At 65.6% G+C, this 21423-nt stretch carries 14 protein-coding genes and 1 pseudogene; 11 read left to right on the top strand and 4 right to left on the bottom strand.

Annotated elements, in window-relative coordinates:
* Nucleotides 1-183: 183 nt before the first annotated feature.
* The gene (locus ACWDRW_RS34855) at nt 184-624 is read left to right on the top strand and encodes a tetratricopeptide repeat protein (protein ID WP_451730771.1); all 441 of its coding nucleotides are present in this window, start codon (nt 184-186) and stop codon (nt 622-624) included.
* A 322-nt stretch (nt 625-946) separates the two neighbouring features.
* Here the strand turns inward: ACWDRW_RS34855 and ACWDRW_RS34850 are convergent, their stop codons facing one another.
* Complete coding sequence (locus ACWDRW_RS34850) at nt 947-2824, bottom strand: DUF262 domain-containing protein (RefSeq protein WP_451730768.1); 1878 nt, start codon at nt 2822-2824, stop codon at nt 947-949.
* A gap of 508 nt (nt 2825-3332) precedes the next feature.
* On the opposite strand from ACWDRW_RS34850, the gene ACWDRW_RS34845 reads away from it, so the two are divergent.
* Nucleotides 3333-4775, top strand: coding sequence for a DNA phosphorothioation-associated putative methyltransferase (locus ACWDRW_RS34845; RefSeq protein ID WP_451730765.1), 1443 nt, complete (start codon nt 3333-3335; stop codon nt 4773-4775).
* Between the two features lie 6 nt (nt 4776-4781).
* On the opposite strand, the gene dndA is transcribed toward ACWDRW_RS34845, so the two are convergent.
* A complete protein-coding gene (gene dndA, locus ACWDRW_RS34840) occupies nt 4782-5936 on the bottom strand; it encodes a cysteine desulfurase DndA (RefSeq protein WP_451730762.1) in 1155 nt (384 codons plus the stop codon).
* 291 nt (nt 5937-6227) lie between these two features.
* On the opposite strand from dndA, the gene dndB reads away from it, so the two are divergent.
* From dndB to ACWDRW_RS34795, 9 genes are all read left to right on the top strand, one after another.
* Entirely contained in the window at nt 6228-7367 is a 1140-nt protein-coding gene (dndB, locus tag ACWDRW_RS34835) for a DNA sulfur modification protein DndB (RefSeq protein ID WP_451730759.1), read from the top strand.
* Nucleotides 7364-8944 (top strand): DNA phosphorothioation system sulfurtransferase DndC, encoded by a 1581-nt coding sequence (dndC, locus tag ACWDRW_RS34830; protein ID WP_451730756.1) that lies wholly within the window; start codon nt 7364-7366, stop codon nt 8942-8944. The genes dndB and dndC overlap by 4 nt, the downstream gene beginning before the upstream one ends.
* The gene (dndD, locus tag ACWDRW_RS34825; protein ID WP_451730754.1) at nt 8931-10958 is read left to right on the top strand and encodes a DNA sulfur modification protein DndD; all 2028 of its coding nucleotides are present in this window, start codon (nt 8931-8933) and stop codon (nt 10956-10958) included. The genes dndC and dndD overlap by 14 nt, the downstream gene beginning before the upstream one ends.
* Nucleotides 10948-11328: a DNA sulfur modification protein DndE gene (gene dndE, locus ACWDRW_RS34820; protein WP_451730752.1), complete on the top strand. Its 381-nt coding sequence runs from the start codon at nt 10948-10950 to the stop codon at nt 11326-11328. Before dndD ends, dndE begins: the two co-directional genes overlap by 11 nt.
* A 778-nt stretch (nt 11329-12106) precedes the next feature.
* Nucleotides 12107-13840: a hypothetical protein gene (locus ACWDRW_RS34815; RefSeq protein ID WP_451730751.1), complete on the top strand. Its 1734-nt coding sequence runs from the start codon at nt 12107-12109 to the stop codon at nt 13838-13840.
* Nucleotides 13840-15993, top strand: coding sequence for a DEAD/DEAH box helicase family protein (locus ACWDRW_RS34810; RefSeq protein ID WP_451730747.1), 2154 nt, complete (start codon nt 13840-13842; stop codon nt 15991-15993). Before ACWDRW_RS34815 ends, ACWDRW_RS34810 begins: the two co-directional genes overlap by 1 nt.
* A 50-nt stretch (nt 15994-16043) precedes the next feature.
* Entirely contained in the window at nt 16044-16229 is a 186-nt protein-coding gene (locus ACWDRW_RS34805) for a hypothetical protein (RefSeq protein ID WP_328513000.1), read from the top strand.
* Nucleotides 16226-18283 carry an AAA family ATPase gene (locus ACWDRW_RS34800; RefSeq protein WP_451730744.1) on the top strand — a complete coding sequence of 686 codons (2058 nt, stop codon included), beginning with the start codon at nt 16226-16228 and terminating at the stop codon, nt 18281-18283. Before ACWDRW_RS34805 ends, ACWDRW_RS34800 begins: the two co-directional genes overlap by 4 nt.
* Entirely contained in the window at nt 18283-18750 is a 468-nt protein-coding gene (locus ACWDRW_RS34795; protein ID WP_451730741.1) for a DNA phosphorothioation-associated protein 4, read from the top strand. The genes ACWDRW_RS34800 and ACWDRW_RS34795 overlap by 1 nt, the downstream gene beginning before the upstream one ends.
* A 130-nt stretch (nt 18751-18880) precedes the next feature.
* Here ACWDRW_RS34795 and ACWDRW_RS34790 read toward each other — a convergent pair.
* Both ACWDRW_RS34790 and ACWDRW_RS34785 read right to left on the bottom strand, forming a co-directional pair.
* Nucleotides 18881-20168, bottom strand: a pseudogene (locus ACWDRW_RS34790) (IS256 family transposase).
* 114 nt (nt 20169-20282) lie between these two features.
* Nucleotides 20283-21416 (bottom strand): protein-L-isoaspartate(D-aspartate) O-methyltransferase, encoded by a 1134-nt coding sequence (locus ACWDRW_RS34785; protein WP_451730738.1) that lies wholly within the window; start codon nt 21414-21416, stop codon nt 20283-20285.
* Nucleotides 21417-21423: the final 7 nt, after the last annotated feature.

Genomic DNA, 21423 nt, shown 5'->3' with positions numbered 1-21423 from the left:
GGCCCTGTCTTCATGCGCGCACGACGGGAAGATCACCCCGGCGGGAAACCCGTTCGACCCGCACGTTCCATGATCGGTTGAGATACGGCTTCTCAGGAAAACGGGGATCCAGCGGGCGCCGAGTACCTTGCGTGGCAGGCCGCCGAGCACGGCAACGCCCATGCCCTGCGCCGCCTGGCCGGCATGTGGGAGCAGGCAGGAGACCACGACCGTGCCGAGGCGCTGGGCCGACAGGCCGCCGACCGTGGCATTCCTCAAGTCCTGCGCGGGGTGGCGGAGATACGGGAAGAAGCCGGCAACTGGGAGAGCGCTGCGAACCTCTATCAACTGGCCGCCGGCCACGGCAGCACCACCTCGCTGTACCGTCTGGCCCTCATGTGGGAGCAGGCCGGCCACCAGGACGGCGCCGAGGTCATGGCCCGTCAAGCCGCCGACCACGGCAACAGCGACGCCCTGTACCGCCTTGCCCTGATGCGGAAGCAGGCCGGAGACCAGGACGGCGCTGAGGCTCTGGCCCGGCTGGCCGCCGACTACGGCTGGATCAGCAAACAAGGCGCACTCCTCCAAAGGATGTGGCCCCAAGGCCTGGACCCAGACGGCACTCCCACACTCCCGTGGTCGTGACAACAGCTGCAGCAGACCGTCGGTGGCAAGACGGGGGATGAGCGTGCCCTACGGCAAGCTCGGCCCGTCTGGGGGAACGGCCGTCCGCGGCCGGATCCATGATCACTGGGCGGACACGCTCCCCGTCCGCTGACTCCCGGCCTGCCGCTTGCTGAGCCGGTGAGCGCTGCTGCGCGCCCAGCCGGTTATCGTACGCAGCCCCCTGTGACCTGTTGCGCTCGGACGTGCGTTTGCGAAGGCGTGGGGCAGTGATGGTCAGGGCGAGTAGATGCTGGGCTGCGGGAGGTAGTGCCGGCACCGGCTGGATGTGCAGCTCAGGGTGTCAGGCTGCAGGGGAGGGGGTGTTCGTTGGCAGCAAACGGAAGACCTTGCAGGCGTCTGCTTGGAGTTCTTGCAGGCGTTGGTCGTATTCGTTCTTCGTCCACTGGGCCAGTTTGGTGAGGTCGCGGGTCATTCCTACTTTGCTGTGCACGTAGTGCTGGGTGCACTTCGTCTGGAAGGTTTTGTTTCCGGCGTCGGAGTTCTCCCGAGGGCCGAAGAAGGTCAGGTTCCCCAGCCGGTTGATGAGCTCGCGCAGTTCGGGCTGGACTTCTCCTGGGAGGGGGCTTTGTGGGTAGATGTGCTCGATGGTCACCTGCTGAAGATCGAACACCGCCATCATGTCGGGCCGTGGCCTGCCTTTGGCGCCCTGGTCGAGCCATCCGCGGTGATCTTCCAGGGTGGTGAGGAACTCGCGGAGGTTTGCTTTCTGGGCGCTTCCACGGTCGTAGCGAAGGTGGTTGTCGATGCTTACTTTGAAGTGTTGGTCAGTTGCTGATTTGTCGAGGAGCTGCTGGAGCTTGCCTCGAAGGTCGTTCCAGTTCACTTCGTCGCCGCGCCCCGCAGTTTTTCGTACCTTTTTGGCTTCGGCGTAGTAGATCGTCTGGGCAGGGCTTGCGTGGCCTCCGCATACGTTCTTGTAGCGGAAGGCGAAGATCTCGAGCATGAATACGAGCTCTGCGAACTTCTTCTCCGTGGTGGAGTGTGCTGCAGCCAGCAGGAGGGGGAGGGCGAGCTCATGCTTGAGTGTGCGGACGAGGCGGCCGAGGCGGTCCTTTTGCCATGCCGATGCTTCCGGGGTGAATCCTGGTACGACGGCGCTGTCGAAGGGCCACTCGCCCGCCGCAATTTTCAGGTACGTATCTTTCTCTTTGGAGAAGGAAGCGATCTGCTGGACAACCTCGGCGGGAGACAGCGGCGAATCCTTGGGAAAGTACTCGTCGCAAAGTTTTTGAAAGAGCGGTGTTCCCGCCCGGGTTCCTGTGGTGGACGGGTAGTATGCCTTGAAGAAGGAGCTGACCTTGGCACTGGGGGTGCTGAGCATCTCGTCCCACGTATTGGCCGCGACGCGCTGTTCGTGGGGGTGTCCTTCAAGGAGCTCGAGCGTGTAGCTGCGGAGCAGGTCGGCGTCTTCGAGGGAGCGGCCTCGGTCGTTGAGGACGCTGAAGAGCTGATAGGCCCGTTCTCGGTCAAGGCAGACGATCTGGATGACGTGGGACTGGACCGTCAGGGCATGGCGCAGGCGGTCGAGGGCCGCGACTTGCTCCATCGTCGAGTTGGCGGCGTCGACGATAGGTTTGATCAGGTTGGTCTGCAGTGACTTCTGTGCAGCCAGCAAAAGTTCGTGGCTTTCCCTGGAGGCAGTGACGTTCCGGCCTTCAAGGAGGTCCTGAAAAACTTTGTCGTCTGCGGTGGAAAGGGAGAGGCGGGGCCGCTTTTCAACGCGTCCTTCCGTCACGTTGAAGTGGTTCCAGTAGATGAAGCGGCTCCGCATGTCCTCGCAGAGGATGTTGGCGGAATTGGCGGCCCGGTCGTCACCCGCCCGTCGCGCCTTGTCGGAAATTTCTTGGGCGGCTGCTGCGATCTCTGACAGGGTCAGCACAAAAGTGGTGAGGCGCTGTTGCCCGTCGACGATCTGGTACGTGTGAGGCCGCGACTGAGAGTGGTCTGTGTGCTCGATACACACGAAGCCGCCGAAGAAGTGACCGCGTGGGGAGTTGGTGTCGTCCAGGAGGTCTTTGACGTCGTCGATGAAGGCTGCCGTCTGATCGTCCCAGGCGTAGGCCCGCTGGTAGACGGGGACCCAGAAGGGGTGGTGCTCTTCAAGGAGGGCCCCCATGCCCACGCTTCGGGGGGAGACGGATGCGGCACCGAACGTCATGAGACCTCTTTTGAGTGACGAGGGAACCGACACCTCTCACCCACCTCGAACCCGGTGGCCGAGTAGCGTCCCCCCACGCGTATGTGACTGCCGGTCAGATTAGTGGAAGGTGGTCAGAGCTGACCACTTGGATGAAGGACCTCGCCGACGCGGTCGTTGTGGTGTCGTCTTGAGAACTGGTGATGAGGGGCAACCGGACCCTCGCGGCGCAGTACCGGCGTGCGGCGGCGGCACTGCGGTGGGGGCGGGGCGGCGCTCGGGGGCGAAGGCCATGCCCCTGAGCCGGGATGGACGCCTCACGCGGGTCGAGCACGCCTGATACGAGAAGGGCTCCGTATGTCTCGGGTGCCCTTGTGGGACAACGCCATTGCCGGCGAGCGCCTTGGAAGGCGCGAGACTCTGTTTGCATGCGCCAGCGGTTTCTGCTGTGCGTTCACTGGTGGCGTGAGCGTGCCGGTTGTGTGTCTTCTACTCTGTTGCTGTTGGTCGTTGGCTGAGCTGCGGGTGCGTGGTGGAGCGGGTGTGGCGAAGTGATCGTCGGCGGACGGCGATCGGCCGGGTGGCGTTGTCGGTACCGGCGCGTCAGGCGCTGGCGGATCGGCAGCTGACGCCGGAGCGGACGGTGTTGGACTACGGCTGTGGCCGTGGTGATGACGTGCAGGCGCTGGAGCGGCTGGAATGCCGGGTTGCGGGCTGGGATCCGTATTACCGGTCGGATACACGTCTCGAGGTCAGTGACGTGGTGTTGCTGACGTATGTGCTCAATGTGATCGAGGATCCTGCGGAGCGCCGCCAGACTCTGACACGGGCATGGGAGTTGACGTCGACGCTGCTGGTGGTGTCGGCCCGTCTGACGTGGGAGAAGTCGAAGGTTCGCGGACAGGAGTTCGGGGACGGGCTGCTCACCAGCCGGCAGACGTTTCAGTATCTTTTTGCTGCCGGGGAACTGCGCCGGTATGTGCAGGAGGTGACCGGAGCCCGGGTGGTGGTGGCGGCGCCGGGTGTTGTCTATGCGTTCCGGGATGACCGTGCCCGCCTTGGCTATCTCGCCCACCGGGTGGTGCCGGATGCCGAGTGGCTGGCGTCCCAGGACACTGCCTCGGCGATCAGCGCCTTGGTGGACTTCGTGGAGCGTCGTGGCAGGCTGCCCCGGATTGAGGAAATGCCGCGGCAGGTTGCGGAGTTGCTGGCCCATCTGAAGCCCGCGGAGTTGCGGCGGCTCGTGCGCGAGGGGGCGGACGCCGGGCGCATGGAGGAGGGGGCCAGGCAGTCGACGTTGAACACGCTGCTGTATCTGGCGGTGGAACTCTTCAACGGTCGCGGCCCCTTCGGCAGTCTGCCGGCGGGGATCCAGCAGGACGTGCGCACGTTCTTCCCCTCCTATAAGGAGGCGTGCCGCCGTGCTGACCGTCTGCTGCTCAAGCTCCGTGATGACGGCTATGTGCGCAGCGCCATGCATGCCTCGGTGGCGGGCAAGCTGACGCCGACGGCGCTGTACGTGCACCGCCGCGCGCTGGAGCGGATCCCTACGGTGTTGCGGTTGTACGAGCACTGCGCGTCGATTGCTGCCGGCCGGCCGGCCCAGTGGACGGTGGCCAAGCTCAAGCATGAGGGCCGGGCGGTGTCCTGGTTGGACTATCCGGACTTCGACCGTGATCCGCATCCGCGGATTGCGTCCTGCTATCTGGTGGACCTGCATACCCTGCAGGCGTCGCATATCTCGTACGCGAACGCGGCCAACCGGCCGTTGCTGCACCGCAAGCATGAGTTCTTGGCGCCGGACGATCCCGACGCGCCGCGCTATCGGCGTCTGACCGATGCAGAGGTGCGCGCAGGGCTTTATCAGCACCCGCACCTGATCGGGACCGAGAAGGGCTGGGAAGGCGAACTCATCCGATGCGGTCGGCAGTTGCGAGGGCACCGGCTGGTGCGGCGCCCGGGGGCTGCATAGCAGGGGTCAGGGCGTGTGCGGCTGCATCGAGGCGATGGTCTGCGCGATGTCCATCGGATCGAACTGTGCGGCTTGTGCGGGAAACCAGGACAGACGCAGCCCGTTGGCTGCTACCTCGTCCTTGAGTCCCATGGCCTGCAGGACGTGGCTGGGGGTGTAGGAGGCGCTGGTGCATGCCGACCCGGTGGCGATGGCGACGTGATCTTTGAGGCGGACGATCAGGGCTTCGGCGTTGAGCTGGTCAAAGCTGATGTTGAGGATGTGGGGGACGCTGTGGGCCGGGTCGCCGTTGATCTGGAACCGCGTCGTGCCCAGCGCGTTAAGGATTCGCTCGCGCACAACGCGCGCTTCGCGCTCCCAGCGGCCGTGGTTTTCGCTGAACATCCTGGCGGCTTCGTGCAGTCCCATGATCAAGGGCACGGCGAGGGTGCCGGGGCGCAGTTTGCGCTCCTGGCCGCCGCCGAACATGATCGGTTCCAGGGGGACCTTGTCCCAGCCCCGGCGCCGGGTCACGAGAGCGCCGATGCCTTTCGGCGCTCCGATCTTGTGACCGCTGATGCTGATCAGGTCGATGGGAGCGGTCAGGTCGCCGGGAATCTTGCCGTAGCCCTGGGCTGCGTCGACGTGCAGGTAGGTCGCAGTGGTGCGCAGGTGCTCGGCGAGCTCGGCGACGGGCTGGATGACTCCTGTTTCGTTGTTGACGTGCATGAGCGACACGGCGAGGGTGTCGGGGCGCAGCCGGTCCAGCACGGCGTCGGCACTGATGCGGCCAGAGGGGCCGGGCTGGAGGAAGTCGACCTCGAAGCCGCGCGTGTCGCGCAGGTGTGTCAGAGGCTCGATGACCGCCTTGTGCTCGATGGCGGAGGTGATGATGTGCTTCCTGCCAGTCCGCTCCCCGTAGGGGGCGAGCCCCAGCAGTGCGATGTTGTTGGACTCCGTCGCACCGCTGGTGAAGATCACTTCTTCGGTCTTGGCCTGTACGGTGCCGGCGAGGAAGGAACGAGCTTGCTGGACAGCCTTCTTGGCGCGAGCTCCGTACTCGTGGGTCCGGCTGCCCGCGTTGCCGAAGTCTTCCGTCATCCAGTGCAGGACAACCTCGGCGACCCGGGGGTCCACTCGCATGGTTGCCGCCACATCCAGATACGCCACCACAGCGCTCACCCGCCTCTGAGCTGTTCCCGCTCCACACCTGTACGTGAAAGGCTTAACGTACACGCTGTGCCGTCAGGTCACGAAGTGCACGGTGAGGTGAGCCGCTCTCGGGCGCGGTGCGTACAGCGCGGGCGGGTGACTGCTTGTTCCCGCGGGCTGTGCGCCCGCCGGGTATGCGGCAGGGGACGGCTGGATCCACCGATGGCAACCGCATCCGTACGTCTTGCGCGGACCGTGAGGTACGTCGACAGAAGAGAGACGTACGTTATCTAGGTGACGTACATGCGCTACAGTTCACCAGTGCAGACTGAAGCGGCGAACAAGGCTGCGGGGCGGGCTGCCTCGCGAGCGTCCACGGGCTTTGAGTACACCTTCCCCGCGATCCGCGGGGTGCAGGCGGGCAGGGAGTTCTACGCCTCCATGTGCCCCCTGCGGCTCATCCCGAAGATCTTCCTCTTCGATGAAGATGATCTTTCGGCGGAGCTGAGAGCGCAGCGCGTGCTGAACAAGGGGCGCCTGCCTGCACTCGCCCGGTACATTCTGGACAATCCCGAGGACTACGTCTTCAGTGCACTGACTGCGTCGGTCGACGGGGACCTGGTGTTTGAGAGCCAGGGCGATGACGGGGCGGCGCACCGTGCGGGGCAGCTGCGCATCCCGATGGACGCCCGCTTCCTCATCAACGACGGCCAGCACCGCCGCGCCGCCATCGAGCTGGCTCTGCGGGAGAACCCCGACCTGGGCGATGAGACGATCGCGGTGGTCTTCTTCTGCGACGCCGGGCTGGCCCGGTCCCAGCAGATGTTCGCCGACCTGAACCGGCATGCGGTCCGCCCCGCCCGCTCGATCGGGGTCCTTTATGATCACCGGGACGCCAACGCCCAGATCACCCGTGCTCTCACTGACAGTTCCGCGGTCTTCAAAGGCTTTGTCGAGATGGAGAAGAGCACGCTGTCCGCCCGTTCGCGCAAGCTGTTCACGCTCAGCGCCCTGTACTTCGGCAACCAGTCCCTGCTGCAGGGCCTTGAGTTGAAGCAGGACGAGGCGACTGCGCTGGCGCGCGCGTTCTGGGAGTGTGTCGACGGGCTGCTTCCGGAGTGGGGGCAGGTGCGCTCGCGTCAGCTGTCGGCGCAGGAGATGCGCCGGGACTTCATCCACAGCCACGGCATTGCCCTGCACGCGCTGGGCCGGGTGGGCAATACGATCCTGCGGGAGACGCCCGGTACGGCGACGTGGGAAAAGCGCATCGCGCCGCTTGAGGGCGTGGACTGGACCCGGGCGAACTCGGACTGGGAAGGGCGGGCCATCGTCGGCGGCCGCGTATCCAAAAGCCATCAGAACGTGACACTCACTGTTAACTACTTGCGTCAGCACCTCGGGCTGGAGCTCAGCCCCGAAGAGCAGCGTGTGGAAGACGCATACCTGCGAGGCGATGCATGAGCACCATTCCGCTCAACCTCGGACTCACCCCGGTGCGGCGCAAGCCGTTCAACGGGCAGTCCCTGGACGAGGTCACCGCACAGCTCACGGAGGAGATCCGCGAGCTGTACACCGCCGACCAGGTGCCCTGGGTCATCGGCTACAGCGGCGGCAAGGACTCCACTGCCGTCCTGCAGCTGGTGTGGATGGCCCTGAAGGACCTTCCTGAACAGAAGCGGACCAAGCCCGTTCATGTGATCAGCACCGACACGCTGGTTGAGAACCCCGTCGTGGCCGCCTGGGTGTCGACCTCCCTGGCCACGATGGAGGAAGCCGCCCGGGCGCAGGATCTGCCCATCGAGCCGCACCGGCTGACCCCGGAAATCAAGGACACCTTCTGGGTCAACCTGATCGGCCGCGGCTACCCCGCTCCGCGGCCGAAGTTCCGCTGGTGCACCGAACGGCTCAAGATCAAGCCGTCGAACTCCTTCATCCGCAGCGTCGTGGCAGCCCACGGCGAAGCCATCATGGTGCTCGGCATCCGCAAAGCCGAAAGCCAAGCCCGCGCCCGCGCCATGGAAAAGCACGAGAAGCGCCGCGTCCGCGACCGCCTCTCACCCAACGCCAACCTTCCCAACTCCCTCGTCTACAGCCCTGTTGAGGACTGGACCAACGACGACGTGTGGGAATTTTTGATGCAGGTCCCCAACCCCTGGGGCTACAACAACCAGGACCTGCTCACCATGTACCAGGGCGCCTCCGGCGACGGAGAATGCCCCCTGGTCGTGGACTCCACCACCCCTTCCTGCGGCTCCAGCCGGTTCGGCTGCTGGACCTGCACCCTCGTCGAGCAGGACAAGTCCATGTCCGCAATGATCCAAAACGATGAGGAAAAGGAGTGGATGCTCCCCCTGCTGGACCTGCGCAACAAGCTCGACGCACCGTTTGGGCACTACGAAGAAGGCGACCCCGACCTGCCGCCTGGCCGCAAGGCCCCCTTCCCCCGTCCCGACAAGCCGGCGCGTGACTTCCGGCGGATGAACGGCTCCGTCATGCTGTTCAAGGACGACGCCATCCACGGCCCCTATCTGCAGTCCTACCGCGAAGAGTGGCTGCGCGAGCTCCTCAGGGCACAGACCTGGATCCGCGAACACGCCCCCGAGCACGTCAAGAAGATCGAGCTGATCACGCTGGACGAGCTCCACGAGATCCGCCGCACCTGGGTGTTCGACAAGCACGAGGTCGAAGACAGCCTCCCGCGCATCTACCAGGAGACCACCGGGGAGCCCTTCCCCGGCGGCCCGCTCGATGAGCAACTCGTCATGGGATCCGACGAGATGGACGTCCTCAAAGAGGTCTGCGACGGCGATGACCTGCACTACGACATGGTGCGCGAACTCCTAGCCGTCGAACGCAAGTACCGCACCATGGCCCGCCGCTCCGGCCTCTTCCAGGCACTGGAGAAGGCTGTGCAAAAGGGCTATTACGACAGCCACGAAGACGCGGTGGAGTTTGCCGCCCGCAAGAAGAAGTGGCGCGACGACATCGCCGAGAACCTGACCTTCGACGACGAAAACGAACTCGATGCTCCTGCGTAAGATCACCCTCGAAGAATTCGGGGCGTACCGTGGAAAGCAGTCGCTCGACCTCACCCCGAAGAAGAACAAGCCGATCATCCTGATCGGCGGCTTGAACGGGTGCGGCAAGACGACCCTGCTCGACGCCATCCAGCTGGCCCTCTACGGAAACCGCGCCCGCTGCAGCGGCCGCGGCACAAAGTCCTACGAGACCTACCTGCGCGAGAGCATCAACCGCAAGGCAGACCCGGCGCGCGGCTCCGCCATCACCCTCGAGTTCACCGTCCTGACCGGCGGACACGAGCACTACTACCGCGTCGTCCGCAGCTGGCACACCAGCGGCAAGACCCTCAAAGAGTTCCTCAACGTCTACGTCGACGAAACCTACGCCCAGCGTGCAAGGGCAGGCCGCCATGTCCAGCCCGAGGGCAAGTTCAACCGGCTGCTGAGCGAGGGCTGGCCCGACCACGTCGAGTCCCTGCTCCCTTTGGAAATCGCCTCCCTGGCCTTCTTCGACGGCGAGAAGATCGAATCACTCGCCGACCCCGAACGCGCCGCCTCCGTCATCGAGTCCGCCGTGCACTCCCTGCTCGGCGTGAGCACAGTGCAGCAGCTGCGCAACGACCTTCTCGCCCTCCAGCGGCGCCAGAAGCTCTCCGACGAAGAGCAGCACCTGCTGGACAACATCCGCGCCCAGGAAACCGAGCGCGATGCGGTGCTGCTCGACTACGACGTCGCCTACCAGACCCTGGGACAGCGCCGCACCGAGCTGGCCCAGGCCCAGCGCAAACTGGATAGCCTGGAAAGGGCGTTCGAGAAGGAAGGCGGGCACCTGTTCACGCGCCGCCTGGAGCTGGAGAACGACAAGAAGCAGATCATCGCCCAGCGCGACCAGGTGCGCGCCGAGCTGACCCAGCTGGCCGCAGGCCCCCTGCCGCTGCTCTTCGGTGCTCCGCTGCTGCAGGATCTGCGCAAGCAAGCGGCCCAGGAGCTGGAGGCCCGGCAGTCGGCGCAGGTCCTTGAGGTGCTGCACCAGCGCGATGCGTGGCTTGCTGACCTGCTGCCCGACACTGCACGCGCCGCTGTCCTTGCCCACCTGGAAGCCGACCGGGCAGGACGCGCGGCAAAGACCGAACTCAACGTCGACCTCCAACTCCCTCACGACGCCCCGGCCCAGCTCACGGTCCTGGATGAACTCCTGCAGCGCGATGCGGCCCGATCCGCGCAACTGCTGCACACGGCCGGGGAACTGACCGACCAGCTCGACCAGCTCGACCGACAGCTGGCCGGTGTCCCCGCCCAGCACAAGGTCGAGGCTCTCCAGCACGCCCGCGAGGAGCAGATCGGGGAGGTTGCCCGGGCCCAGGCTGCCTGTGACCGCGCCGCAGCCGCACTTGAGGACCTCAAACGGCGCCGCGAGTACGTCACTTCGCTGCTGGAGCGGGCCCACACCGAGTTTGTGCGCACCAAGGTCAAAGCGGAAGAAGTCGAAAGGATCATCAAGTACTCGGAGAAGGCCCGCGACACCCTGGAACGCTTCGGCACGGCCCTGCTAGCCCGGCACATCAGCCGGCTCGAAGTGGCCGTCCTGCAGAGCTTCAAGGTCCTCATGCGCAAGCAGGGCCTGGTGCACGATCTGCGGATCGACACCGACAAGTTCACCCTGACCCTCGCCGACGCCGACGCAGACCCCATCGACCCCGCCCGGCTGAGCGCGGGCGAACGCCAGCTGCTGGCCGTCTCCCTGCTGTGGGGGCTGATGCGGGTCGCCGGCAACCGGCTGCCCAGCGTCATCGACACCCCCCTGGGCCGGCTCGACAGCCGCCACCGCGAGCACCTCGTCGACCGCTACTTTCCCCACGCCGGCAATCAGGTCCTGCTGCTGTCCACCGACGAGGAAATCGACGAGCACCTTTTGGGCCGCATGAAGAAGTCCATTGCCCACACCTACACGCTGGTGCACGACGACACCGAGTTCACCACCAGCGTCGTCGAGGGCTACTGGTGGAACGAGGGAGCCCAGCATGTCGGTTGACCACGTCCGCCTGTCCCAGCCCGCCAAAGACCGGCTGGTCTACCTCAAGCGCACCACCGGCATCACCCAGTGGAACGTTCTGTGCCGCTGGGCCCTGATGCTGTCGCTGAAGGACCCCTCCACCCCGCTGGTCAAAGACATCGTCACCGACTCCAACGTCGAGATGAACTGGAAGACCTTCGCCGGCCAGCACGGCGACATCTACCTGGCCCTGCTCAAACAGCGCTGCGTTACCGACGGCGAACCACCCACCGACGACAACGTCCAGCGCCTGCTGACGGTGCATCTGCACCGCGGAATCGGATACCTCGGCGCCGACAAGGACATGGCAGTCATCGAAGGCATGATTGCCGCGGCCCTGCCCTCCTGACCCCCGGCGCGCCCCAGGCAGCGTCACGCTTCCCGGGGCGCGCTCGTGCCTCATACAGCAGCACCAGCACGCGTGCCGGCCAGCGCCCGGGCGGCTGCGGGCCGGACCGCAAGACAGCAGCCGCCTGAGATGGTGAGGTCTGTCTGAGCCAGCACGGGTACCGGTACCGCCCGGACTGCGCTGCATCGTCCGCCGTGTTGCCCTGCCGGCAGGTCGCACCGCTGGAAATCCTTCCCGTACGGCGCACCGCTTCACGGGCAGAATGCCCTTTCGGCCAGACGATGCACGTGCACGGCACCTCCCCTGTCCGCGCGGGCATAGCCAGCCCCGCGCCGCCGCCGAGACCGCCTCCTTCCCGAAGAAGGAGGCCGAACCAAGAAAGGTTGCATATCAAGAGATAAAGGGCGCAGGCTGTCGATGGTTGAGGAATTTTTCTTCTTCCGTACAACCTCGCCAGATATGGGCTGTCTCATAGAGCGGGGCGGGAGCCTCGGCGCGGGCTGGTGTGATGGCTGTGAGCCATCACAAGACCGCGACTGCTGCTGCCGGATACCCTTCGAAGTCCTCGGATCACCAGGGGACTTCGACGCAGCCGCTCGATCGCACGGAGAACAGCACGCATGGCAGTAGGCAGCCCTGACCTGCGTCAGGGAAGCACTCACGCAGTCTCGGCTGCGTCCCCCCACCGGGCACCGCTTGCCGTACTCCCGGGCAGCTCGCCCAGGCGGCGACTTGCACGGCTCCGGGTGGGAAGCACCAGCGCACCACGGCGGCCCGCATGAGAATCTACTGGCACCCCACGGCACCCGACCACGCCGCCGTGACCGTCTGCCGCACGTGGTTCAGCCACCTGCAGGACGTCGAACGCGACGTGCTCCTGCGTCACGTCTGTGCCGCCGAGCCGGTTCCCCTCGACGTGCTGGCCCGCGATCACCTCCTGCTCCGCCAGACCGTGCGCCGCCACCGCAACCAGCTGGTGAAATCCCTCAACCAAGCGTTCACCGACGACCCCGCCGCCCTGAGCGCGGTCAGTGCAGTGGAGAGGGACCTGCACGTCCCCACCGAGTGGCGCATCCTGATCACGCGTCACCCCTGGCTTGCTGTTGCCGTCACGGAGCAGCACCCCCTAGCCCCGCTGCACCTGCTGCTCGGGTTGCGCTGGCGGGACGCCTCCCACGGCCCTTGGCTGTTCGACGGTGACCTCGACCAGTGCATCGCTGCCACGCTCCGCGCCCTGGCGCTCGGGCCAGGCGAAGTGATGAGCCATCACACCGTGCAGCGCCGGCTGCGCGAGGCCAGCCTTGCGACGTCCCAGGATCCAGCACAGCTGCACCGCTGGCTCAGCCACTGCGGACTCGTATACCAGCCCGCCCGGCATGAATGGACCCGCCCCGCCACACCGCCAGCCGTAACAGAGAGTGCCCATCCGGGGGAGTGGGCAGAAATAGAAAACGAAAATCTCTCCCTCCGGCAGTACCTCTCACATGCACTCGCCCGCATAGCGGAGCTCCTTCCCGAAAGCTATCCTGACTCCAGAGCGTTCACGCTCGGTGAAATCCTGGAGCGTGCCGACCAGCTGCCGGGTGAGCTGGGCCAGTTGGCGCGCCGTGTCCGTGACGCCGTGCTTGACCCGGTCAGCGCAGGGAACTTCACTGCGAACACCCCCCCACACACCCTCTCACTCACCCAGCCCCCGCACTCCACCTCCGCCCCACAGCCCCACCACCCTCAGGAACGCTCAAGGTGGCTGGGCCGTCTCGCAGGCGACCTGCACCAGCTCCAGCTCTGCCGCACAAGCCAGCAGTCCGCCGGATACGAGGTGGGCGAGGGCAGGCAACAGTGGCTGCATGTGCTGCGCAGCGACATCCACAAGATCCTCTGCGACGCAGACACCCCGTTGACAGCATGGGACATTTCCAACCGCCTCGGGCGATACGTGCAACTTCGCACCCTGCGAAAAGTGCTCCAGGGCGACCCTCAGTGCCGCATGACCGGTCGCGATGCCTGGACGTTTAAACCCGACCGCGCGCACCCGGTCCACCAGACACCCCGCGATCTCGATGCTGCGGTCGAGGCGCTCACCCGCGCTGACCGGCCGATGTCCACCGCAGAACTCAAAGAGGAAGCGCACCTGACGATCCAGAGCGGCTACCTCAAGCAGAAACTGGATGCAGACCCCCGCTTCCAGCGCAGCGCCAAGGACCGGTGGGCGTTGACCGAGTGGGACATGCCCGTCTACAAGCCGATCAAAGAACTCGTCAGCGACCTCATCGACCGCCACGACGGCGCCGTCGACGTAGACGAGGCCATCCGCTGCCTGAGGCACGACTTCGATATCAAGGAATCAACGCTGCGCCAGGTGATGTCCTCGCCGCCCTTCACCGCACGCGGCGGAAAGGTGCGCCGCCTTACCCACGCAGCGCCCTATCAGCACACCGTCACCGACGAAGAAGGGGACGACGATGACGCCCCCACCGCAGACGACCTCATCAAGGGCATGGGACTGACCTGATGCACCCCGCCAAGCCCCTGCGCGCCACCCGTCTGGGCCCGGAATACCGCAGCGACCGCGGACACATCGTCAACGACTTCTACCGCCCGGCCCTGCAGGCAGCCACGCGATACGACCGCGCTGTCGGATACTTCACCTCCTCCAGCCTCGCCCTGCTGGGACAGGGACTCGACGACTTCACCGACCGCGGCGGCACCCTGCGCATCGTCGCCTCGCCCTACCTCGAGCAACAGGACATCGCCGACATCGAAGCCGGCTACGCGCTGCGCGCCGTCCTGGAACGCGCGGCGCTGCGCGACTTGAACCAGGCCATTGAAGAACCCCATGCCGCCCGCGGACTGGGCAAGCTTGGCCGCCTGGTTGCCGCAGGCTGCGTCGAATTCAAGCTGGCCTACGTCTGCAGTGGCCAGCGCATCGGCATGTACCATGAAAAGATCGGTGTCTTTTACGACGGCACTGACCTCGTAGCCTTTAAAGGCAGCGCCAATGAAACCCGCTCCGCGCTCGTCGGCAACTTCGAATCCATCGAAGTCTTCCGCAGCTGGGACATGCGCGACGCCGACCGGGCCCTGCGCATCAGCGAAGACTTCGACAACCTCTGGCACGACCGCACAGGCATCCTGCGCGTGGTGCCCTTCACTGAAGCCGCCACGCAGATCATCGAACAGGCCGCCCGGGACACCGAAGGACGCAACGACCTCGACCTCCTTCCCGACCACGGTGCACCCCTGACCGCCCCGTCCGCACCCACCGACACCGCCGGCATCCTGACCATCCCTGCCGCACTCACGGTGCGCGACTACCAAAAAGCCGCCGTCAACAACTGGTTCGACCACCGAGGCCGCGGCATGTTCCGCATGGCAACCGGCACCGGCAAAACCCTCACCGCCCTCACCGCCGCAGCCCAACTCGCCTCCACCCTCCACAAGCAGGGCAAGCCACTGCTCACCGTGGTCGTCGCTCCCTACCAGCACCTGGTCGACCAATGGGGCAAAGACATCAGCTGGTTCGGCATCACCCCCCTGCGCGCCTACGAATCCACCCACGCCTGGTACCAGCGCGCCGTCGACCTGCAGCACGCTCTCGCCCTCGGCGGCGCACGCGGCGGGGTCATCGTCACCACGAACAAGACCTTCAGCGAAGCCCCCTTCCAGCGCCTGCTGGGCTCCTACAACCAACCGCTGCTCCTCATCGCCGACGAGGCCCACAACCTCGGAGCAACCCGCCTGCGTACCGCACTGCCCGCCAACGCCCAGTTCCGCCTCGGCCTCTCCGCCACCCCTGAACGCTGGTTCGACGATGCCGGCACCGAAGCCCTCACCGACTACTTCGGCTCCATCGTCTTCGAAATGGGCATCGGCGAAGCAATCCACCGCGGCGCTCTGTGCCGCTACACCTACACGCCCGTACTCGTGGAGCTGGACGACGAGGAAGCAGAGCTCTACTCCGAGGTCACCACCAAAATCGCTAAACTGATGGCCGCCTCCCAACACCCCACCTCACCCCTGGACGACGACAGCCCTCTGGGCGCCCTGCTGCGTAAACGCGCCAACATCCTCGGCCACGCTCGAGCAAAACTGCCCGCCCTGCGCCACCAGCTCCAGCAACGCCAGAGCGCATCGCATCAACTGATCTACTGCGCCGAAGGCCGCCACCCCCTCGCTCACGAACACAACACCGAAGAACCGGGCCAACTCGAACAGGTCATGACCCTGGCCGGCACCGACCTGCGGATGACGATCGCCCGCTACACCGCACAGACCAAGCGAGCCGACCGCCAAGAAGTGCTGCGCCGCTTCAGCTCCGCAACCGATCTCAAGGCCATCGCCTCCATGCGCTGCCTCGACGAAGGCGTCGACGTCCCCGCCGCACGCATCGCCTACCTCCTGGCCAGCTCCTCCAACCCCCGCCAGTTCATCCAGCGCCGCGGCCGTGTCCTGCGCAAAGCAGCCGGCAAGGACACAGCAGACATCATCGACTTCATCGTCACCCCGCCCGACGGCGCCAGCGCTCTCCACCACGAAACCGAGCGACGCATGCTGCGCGGAGAACTCGCCCGGGTCGAGGAGTTCGCCCACCTGGCCGAGAACGAGGCCCACACCCTCGACGTCCTGCGCCCGCTGCGCAAACGCTACGGTCTGTTCGACACATAATCAGCCCCACCGCCACGCCCCGTCCCCGCCGCATATCAGAGGGAGCCGCATTGACGACCGACCCCACCCCGACTGCCCCACGCCGCACCGCCCGCGACGTACTGAGCGAGCTCTCACCGGAAGCCCGCAAACTCGCCCAGGTCGTCACGCAGTTGGAGAACGAATACCTGCACATCAACAACCCGACACAGGTCGTCCCGGGGATCGTTGAGGCAGTCAAGGGGCTGGTCAAATGAGGCTGCACAGGCTCACTCTCAGCAACTTCCGCGCCTTCTACGGCGAGCAGACCATGGACCTGGCAACCCACGACGGCAAACCCGCCATCCTCATCTTCGGGAACAACGGCGCAGGCAAGACCACGCTGCTCAACGCCTTCGCCTGGGCCCTCTACGGGACCTTCTCCCAGGATGTCGAAGAGCAGCACCGCGTCATCCACGACAAAGCCTGGGCGGACGCCGAGATCGGGAACTCCGTCAGCGCCTGGGTCAAGCTCGAATTCGAACACGAAGGCACGCAGTTCACCGTCACCCGGGACATCACCGTCACCAAGAAAACCGACGAGCAGACAGCGGAAGAACCCCGTCTCAAAGTACTCGAGACCGGCGCCGACGGCGAGACCCGGCCCGTGGCCAACGGCCAGGACCGCATCGAGAAAATCCTTCCTCAAGGACTGCGTCGCTTCTTCTTCTTCAACGGTGAACGCATGGAGAAGATGTTCTCCGGAGACGAGAACAACGATGAGGTCAAACGCGCCATCAAGACCTTGCTCAATCTTGAATCCATTGAACGCGCCATTCACATCCACCTGCCCAAAGCATCCAAGCAACTAGCCCGGGAGATCGACAAGAAGAGCGACAGCCGCCTCAGCGAACTAGCCGACACGATCGAACGCCTCGAACAGCAAAAAGCAGACGCCGATGCCAAAGCCATGCAGCTCTCCAGCGACGCCAGCAGCTACCAGCAAGAGGTAGACGAAGCCGAACGCGCCCTGCGCACCCACGACCAAGCCGCCCCCCTGCAAAAGGAACGCAGCCGCCTGACCCGGCAGATCAAAGCCGAGCAGGACAAACTTGCCGAGCTCAAAGCTCGCAAACGAGAGCGCCTGTCCAAGAGCGGCTTCATCGCCTTCACGACGGGCACGGATGAAACCGTCATGAAGCTCGCCGAAGGCATGCGGCAACGCCGCGAACTGCCTGCCGGCATCCAGCGCAGCTTCATCGACACCCTCCTCAGTGACGGCACTTGCATGTGCGGGCGAGACCTAGAGCCAGGCACGACGCCCTACACAGAACTCGAACGACGCCGCTACAACGCGGGCCTCGCCGACGTCGAAGCCCGATGGGTCTACGTCGACGGCCAGATGCGGAACCTGCGCGATGACCGCTCCGCACTCCTTGCGGATCTGAAGGAAAACGCCCAGGACATTCTGGTGGTCAACGAAGCCATCAACCACCTCAACGCGGAACGCAGCGACATCGACCGCCAGCTCGAAGGCGTCAACGTTCAGGACGTGCAACGCCTCGAGCTGCGCCGTAAGGAATACGCGGAGAAGAAGACGCGCGCCCTGGTCGAGCGCCAGCAACGCATAGACGAGGTCGCCGACATCGAGAAGCAGATTGGCATCGCCAAACGCCAGTTCAAGGAAGCCCACAGCGCAGACGAGAAATCTCGGCGTGTCCAGCAGCAGGTCAGCCTCGTCGAGGAGGTCATGGCAGCCTTCGAGCAAGTCCTCGCCCTCAAGACCGAAGAGGTCCGAGAGCAACTTGATAGCAAGATCAAGGAAGTCTTCTCCCGCATCTTCATCAAGTCGTACACCCCTGAGATCGACGACTTCTTCCAGCTGCACCTCAAGTCACCCGCTGGTGTGGCCATCCGGTCGACCGGAGAGAACCAGATCCTCAGCCTCTCCTTCGTCGGCGCGGTCTCCGAGGTCGCCAAGAACCTCCGAGACCTGCGCAGCGGATCCGAGGACCCACTCGAGGGCGGAGGCGGCATCTACCCGGTGATCATGGACGCCCCGTTCGGCAGCCTCGACCTCACCTATCAGGAAGAGATCTCACGGGCGCTGCCCGAGCTCACCTCGCAGATCGTCACCTTGCTGTCTCAGTCGCAAGCCCGCGGCAAGGTCATGGAGAATCTGCAACGCTCAGCCACCAGCATGTACGTCCTGCGCTCCGTCACCCCCAACAGGGCGGCCCAGGAAGAAACGATCGAAATCAACAACCACGCCGTCCCTTACGTCTCACACGGCGACTTCGAACACAGCGTCCTGGAGAAGGTGACCGTCTGATGGCGACCCTCGACCGCTTCCGCAGACCAGCCCAGCACGAAGACCTGCTCAACCAACTCCAGAGCAAGGACGGCCCCTTCCGCACCCTGGTGGACACCATCATGTTCGCCGCGGCTCTGGGGCAGCGCAAGCAGCGCCGCGAACCCTTCGACAAGGCAGGCGAGCCGATCAGACTCTCCCTCATGGAGGGACGCCACTACGGAGACGTCCTCATCGACATGCTCGCCGCCGTCGAAGTCCAAGACGACCCCAAAATCCTCGCCGATGACCGACTCGACGAACGGGTGCGCATCTTTGAGGAGTACGCCAACGGCGGGCTCAGCTACATCCGCGGCGAACTCAACACCGCAGCCACCAGCAACCTCGACGTCCTCATCAGCAACCTCGTCATGGAAGCCCTCACTGCACCAGCTGACGAGGACGACGAAGTCGCCGCCATCATGTCATCGGCCGATCTGAACTGGTAACCGCCCAGCGACGGCCCGCCCGCCACCGGGCCGTCGCACATCCGACAGCAGCGACAGGTCTGCAGCACGCCGTTCCCCACCACCTCGCTGAGGGTCTGTGTAGCGAACGGTGGAACTCAGTCGGTTTTGTTCAGCGGCGTCCGGCGGTGAGCCGGCCGTCGAAGGTGATGTCGAAGGCTTGGAGTGCGGCCTTCCAGCGCATGGTCCAGCGTTTGCGTCCGGTGCCGGTCGGGTCCAGGCTCATGACGGCCAGGTAGACGCACTTGAGGGCGGCCTGGTCGGTGGGGAAGTGTCCCCGGGCCCGGACGGCCTTGCGGATCCGCGCGTTGATGCTCTCGATCGCGTTCGTGGCGCAGACGATCTTGCGGATCTCCACGTCGAACTGGAGGAAGGGCACGAACTCGGCCCAGGCGTTCTCCCAGAGCCGGACGATCGCCGGATACTTCCCGCCCCAGGCGTCGGTGAACTCCACGAACCGCTCCAGGGCGGCCTCCTCCGTCGGCGCGGTGTAGACGGGCCTGAGCGCCTTCGCGATCTTCTCCCAGTCCTGCCGGGCCGCGTAACGAAGTCTGTTCCGCAGCAGGTGAACGACACAGGTCTGGACGATCGTCGCAGGCCAGACGGTGTTCACGGCGTCCGGGAGCCCGGTCAGACCGTCGCAGACCAGCATCAGGACATCGGCCGCGCCGCGGTTCTTGATCTCGGTCAGGACCTGGAGCCAGTACTTCGCGCCCTCCCCGCCGTCGCCGATCCACAGGCCGAGGATGTCCCGGTGCCCCTCGGCGGTGACCGCCACCGCCATATAGACAGGCCGGTTGGCGACCTGCCCGTCCCTGACCTTCACGTTCACACAATCGATGAAGACGACCGGGTAGACGCTGTCCAGCGGACGGTTCTGCCATTCCGTCATGCCGGCCATCACGCTGTCGGTGATCGTGGAGATCGTGGACTTGGAGATCTCCGCGCCGTACACCTCAGCGAGATGTGCGGAGATTTCCCCCGTGCGTCAGCCCCTTCGCCGACAGCGACAGGACCATCTCGTCCACCCCGCCCAAACGCCGCTGACGCTTCTTAACCAGCTGCGGCTCGAACGACCCGGCCCTGTCCCGCGGCACCTCGATCTCGACCGGCCCCGACTCGGTGATCACCGTCTTGGAGCGGTGCCCGTTGCGGTAGTTGTCCCGGCCGCCCTCGGCCCGCCCACCGGGCTCGTGCCCCAGATGATCGGTGAGCTCACCCTCCAGCGCGGACTCCAGCACCCGCTTGGTCAACTGCTGCAGCAGGCCGCCCTCCCCGGTGAGCTTCACGCCACCGGCCTGAGCCCGGGCAACCAACTCAGCGACCAGCCCCTCATCCACGGCGCCCGTCCCACTCACAGCGGCCTTCCCGGCCTCGGTGTCACTCGTCACGTCAGTCATCAACTGTCGCTTCCAGCTCGGGAGTTACACCACTCACCGTACAGACCCGCCCCCGAGCCGGGGGGGAGGCTCGGGGGCGGGGCGGGGCTGGGCGGGGCGGGGGTGGTCTGGTGGTTACAGGACGGCTTTCCAGGACCGGTGGGTGAGGGTGGTCGTTCCGTCCGGGGTGATGGTGACCTTGGCGCCGTAAACGGGGAGGGTGCCTTCGAGGTTGAGGCGGTCGCGGATGGTTTCCAGTTCATTCCACAGGCGGTGGGGTCCGCCCTGGTGCACCGTGGGTGCCTGGCTGGCGCCGACCGCACGTGCCCGCGCCCAGGAGCCGTCCTGGTGCAGCAGCCAGACCGTGCGCTTGTCGCCGTCTGTGTTGATGCGATGGTCGATTCCGGGGACGGCCAGTTCCAGCATCGACCACACGTCCCAGGCGTGGGGGACGTACAGCAGGGGGTAGCGGCTCTGGGTGACTTTTTCGCCGTCTCCCTGTGCCTTCTCCCACACGGCGGCGCTGGGGGCGTCACGGGGGTAGTCGTCGCCGTGGCGGACGTGCATGAATGACGCCCCGTCGTAGGCGATGTGGCCCTGCGCGCCGCCGTCTGGGGTCTTGTCGGCGATGAGGATCAGCCCGGTGTCGGAGATGGTGGTCACCAGTCGGCCTGCGGGCCGCAGCGCGGTCAGCCATGTCGGTGGGATGCGCCGCACGGACACGGTGGGCACGATCCGGTCGTACTGCCACGGCAGCGACGTGGTGAGGTCGCCGACGCAGGTGTGCGGATGCAGCCCGGTGGAGGCGAGCCGTTCAGTGGCCGCTTGGACCAGGTAGGGGTCGATGTCCAGGCTTGTGACCAGGTCGTCGCCGAGCAGCCGGCACAGCAGGGCGGTGCCGTAGCCGCTGCCTGTGGTGGTGAGGACGTGGCTGTGCTCGGTGAGCGCGGCATGCCGGTACATGGTCACGACCAGGCTGGGGTGGGTCGACGAGGAGGTGGTCCTGCCCGTCTTCACGATTGTGTCCGGGGCGGCGTGGTCGGCGTGGAGGGGCCCGACGCGGGTGACGAGGGTCCGGTCGGCGTAGGCGGCCTGCATCCATGCAGCCGGGTCGTCCTCGCCGATGCGGACCTCCCTGCCTGCTGCACCGCGGTCCCACCAGCGCGGCACGAAGGTGTGGCGCGGCGTGGAGGCGAGGGGTGCGTGCCAGCGTGAATCCGGCCGGACCAGGTCGTCGGCCAGCCGACGTGCGTGAGGCTTCCACTCCATCGGGAGG

It is taken from the genome of Streptomyces sp. NPDC003635, assembly GCF_053587635.1.
Note: the sequence above shows the minus strand (reverse complement) of the source record. Positions and strands in the feature narration are given on the sequence as shown.

Coding starts and splice junctions, on each gene's coding strand:
- dndC (WP_451730756.1), top strand. CDS start 7,364: ATGAGCACCATTCCGCTCAACCTCGGACTCACCCCGGTGCGGCGCAAG.
- dndE (WP_451730752.1), top strand. CDS start 10,948: ATGTCGGTTGACCACGTCCGCCTGTCCCAGCCCGCCAAAGACCGGCTG.
- ACWDRW_RS34795 (WP_451730741.1), top strand. CDS start 18,283: ATGGCGACCCTCGACCGCTTCCGCAGACCAGCCCAGCACGAAGACCTG.
- ACWDRW_RS34800 (WP_451730744.1), top strand. CDS start 16,226: ATGAGGCTGCACAGGCTCACTCTCAGCAACTTCCGCGCCTTCTACGGC.
- ACWDRW_RS34810 (WP_451730747.1), top strand. CDS start 13,840: ATGCACCCCGCCAAGCCCCTGCGCGCCACCCGTCTGGGCCCGGAATAC.
- ACWDRW_RS34815 (WP_451730751.1), top strand. CDS start 12,107: ATGAGAATCTACTGGCACCCCACGGCACCCGACCACGCCGCCGTGACC.
- ACWDRW_RS34785 (WP_451730738.1), bottom strand. CDS start 21,416: ATGGAGTGGAAGCCTCACGCACGTCGGCTGGCCGACGACCTGGTCCGG.
- ACWDRW_RS34850 (WP_451730768.1), bottom strand. CDS start 2,824: ATGACGTTCGGTGCCGCATCCGTCTCCCCCCGAAGCGTGGGCATGGGG.
- dndD (WP_451730754.1), top strand. CDS start 8,931: ATGCTCCTGCGTAAGATCACCCTCGAAGAATTCGGGGCGTACCGTGGA.
- ACWDRW_RS34855 (WP_451730771.1), top strand. CDS start 184: ATGTGGGAGCAGGCAGGAGACCACGACCGTGCCGAGGCGCTGGGCCGA.